3 protein-coding genes are annotated in these 2,296 nt (G+C 50.7%); 2 read left to right on the top strand and 1 reads right to left on the bottom strand.

Annotated features, from left to right (window positions below; all coding sequences use genetic code 11):
• Positions 1 to 357: 357 nt before the first annotated feature.
• Entirely contained in the window at positions 358 to 663 is a 306-nt protein-coding gene (locus MUW49_RS19660) for a helix-turn-helix transcriptional regulator (protein WP_223943999.1), read from the bottom strand.
• A gap of 53 nt (positions 664 to 716) precedes the next feature.
• Between MUW49_RS19660 and MUW49_RS19655 the strand changes: the two genes are divergently transcribed.
• Both MUW49_RS19655 and MUW49_RS19650 read left to right on the top strand, forming a co-directional pair.
• Positions 717 to 953 (top strand): hypothetical protein, encoded by a 237-nt coding sequence (locus MUW49_RS19655; protein ID WP_053288475.1) that lies wholly within the window; start codon positions 717 to 719, stop codon positions 951 to 953.
• Entirely contained in the window at positions 946 to 2,127 is a 1,182-nt protein-coding gene (locus MUW49_RS19650; protein WP_053288476.1) for a DUF3596 domain-containing protein, read from the top strand. The genes MUW49_RS19655 and MUW49_RS19650 overlap by 8 nt, the downstream gene beginning before the upstream one ends.
• Positions 2,128 to 2,296 lie beyond the last annotated feature (169 nt).

Below are 2,296 nucleotides of genomic sequence, written 5' to 3'. Positions count from 1 at the left end.
AACGGCATAAGCACAAGATGACGATTGGGCTGAGGCACTCACGTCGTTGGCTAGTTCAACTTACCAACTGTGTAATGAATTCGACCTGGACATGGCAGTGATCACAGACTGACATGATACCCTTAACACCACAGTGGTTTTCCCAAGTCCACGGAGGACTTGAAAATTCGAACCAGGTCAATTTTTCGCAAGAACAACCACAACAGGGGCAACAGAGACCTTTTCCGCCCATCAACTGGGCACTGTCCAAGCTCATCTTGATCCTTCGCCTAGGATGATTGCGCGCCTTATCCACGTCACGCCATGGATACATTTCCTTTTGCTGCTCATTCTTAGCCATATTGCCCTTAGGTCACATTAAGCAGGATCTTGCGGCTCCGGTACATGAACCATCAACTCCCCCACCGAACAGCCAAAGTAGTTACACAAGGCATCGACTGCGGCAGTGGTGGTGGAGTGACGGTTGGCCGGATTCTGCATTTTTGACAGTGATGTTCTGTTGACGCCGGTTTTCTCTGCGACCTCGATGAGCGTGATCTTGCGTTGCTCCCGAAACTCCTTCTCCGCGATCAGTTCCTTTAGCCGAAATCGGATCATAAAACCCCTAAAGAAATATATTTCAAAAATAACAGCAAATGTTCTTTGACAGAACAGTAAAACCACCCTAAAGTTCCCTCAAAGAACATTACATCCACATGGGAACGATGAGGTGCTCTATGAACAAAACCTTACTTACTGCTGACGAACTTGCCGAACGGATCAAGTTTAGCGCAGCTTACATCAATCATGGACTCAAAAACACGGTGTTCTTGGAGGGGACCCACTACATCCGGCCGTTTGGGGGACGGAAAGTCTTCTACATCTGGGAAGCGATCGAGCAGGAGATGTACAAGCCGAGTAACCGTCAGCTGTCGGTGATCCCGATGGCCAACGGAGGTATATGCCGTGGGTAGCATCCGAAGCCGTGACGGCAAACTCTTTTTCGATTTCCACTATCAGCAGGTGCGCTGTCGTGAGCAAACCATGCTGAAGGACACCAAGCTTAACCGCAGCCGACTAGAAAAAGTCATGGAGGAGATAGAAAGCGCCATCCGTCTAGGACGCTTCGTCTATCGTGACTACTTTCCCAGTAGCAAGCGATGTGCAGAATTCGAGCAACTAGACCAAGCAACACAAGACGTGATCACCCATGCACCTGACGCACCAAGGCTCATCAGCAATATGCCAAGCTTTGCCTCTTTCAGTCGGCAGTGGCTATCAGAAAATGAGGCCTTCTGGAAAACAAGTCATTGTCTCAACATCAACTCGATTTTTGAGCGCTACCTGCTGCCAGCATTCGGCTCTCAGCCCATCGATACTATTACAAGGGCTGACATACTGAATTTTCGCGGGCGGCTCGGCAAAGGTTACACAGCCAGCAAACGCAGCATAACCAATGACCGTATTAATCACATCATGACGCCCTTGCGCTGCGTGTTTAGTGAGGCGGCGATGCGTTGTGACTTCGAGAATCCATTCCAGAACATCCGCCCACTGAAGATCAGCAGAGGATCAATCGAGCCATTTTCCCTGGCCGAGGTGCGTACTTTTCTTGCTGGGGTACGAGCAGATTACGAACCTTACTATACGGTTCGTTTTTTCACCGGTATGCGTACTGCCGAGATAGATGGTCTGCTCTGGCGCTATGTAGACTTCGGCAAACGGCAGATCCTGATCGAGCAGGCATTGGTCAACGGAAAAGTTGAAACGCCGAAAACTCAGTCTTCATATCGAGCTATTCAGATGTCGGAGCCTGTCTATCAGGCATTACGCAAACAGCATGAGGCAACACGCCACTGTGACTATGTCTTTTGCAATGACGCCGGCAACCCGCTGGATCATCGCAATGTCACCAAACGGATCTGGTACCCCACCCTCCTCATACTGGGATTGAGCCGTCGACGGCCCTACCAAACCCGCCACACCACGGCAACGCTCTGGCTGGCCGCAGGGGAAAGCCCCGAGTGGATAGCCCAACAACTCGGGCACAGCACCACCAAGATGCTGTTTGAGGTCTACAGCCGTTTTATACCTAATGCGACACGACAGGACGGCAGCGCCTTCAACTCGCTGATTGCATCAACATGAGCATTGGAGAATGACGATGAAACCCGTCATTCCGCACCTGATTTTGCTATTTTCAGTGCTTGACGGCGATCGGCCGTTCTGATCTATTACTCTCTTTTGCAGGTAGATCATCATGGCCGCACCCGCTATCTCGATCCGTAACCTCGATCACCTTGGTTTGGTCGCCGCA

Origin of the sequence: Aeromonas sp. LsrichE-8G, assembly GCF_022869435.1 — a bacterium.
Taxonomy (GTDB): domain Bacteria; phylum Pseudomonadota; class Gammaproteobacteria; order Enterobacterales; family Aeromonadaceae; genus Aeromonas; species Aeromonas caviae.
The sequence above is the reverse complement of the archived record's forward strand: the minus strand, read 5'-3'. Positions and strand labels throughout refer to the sequence as shown.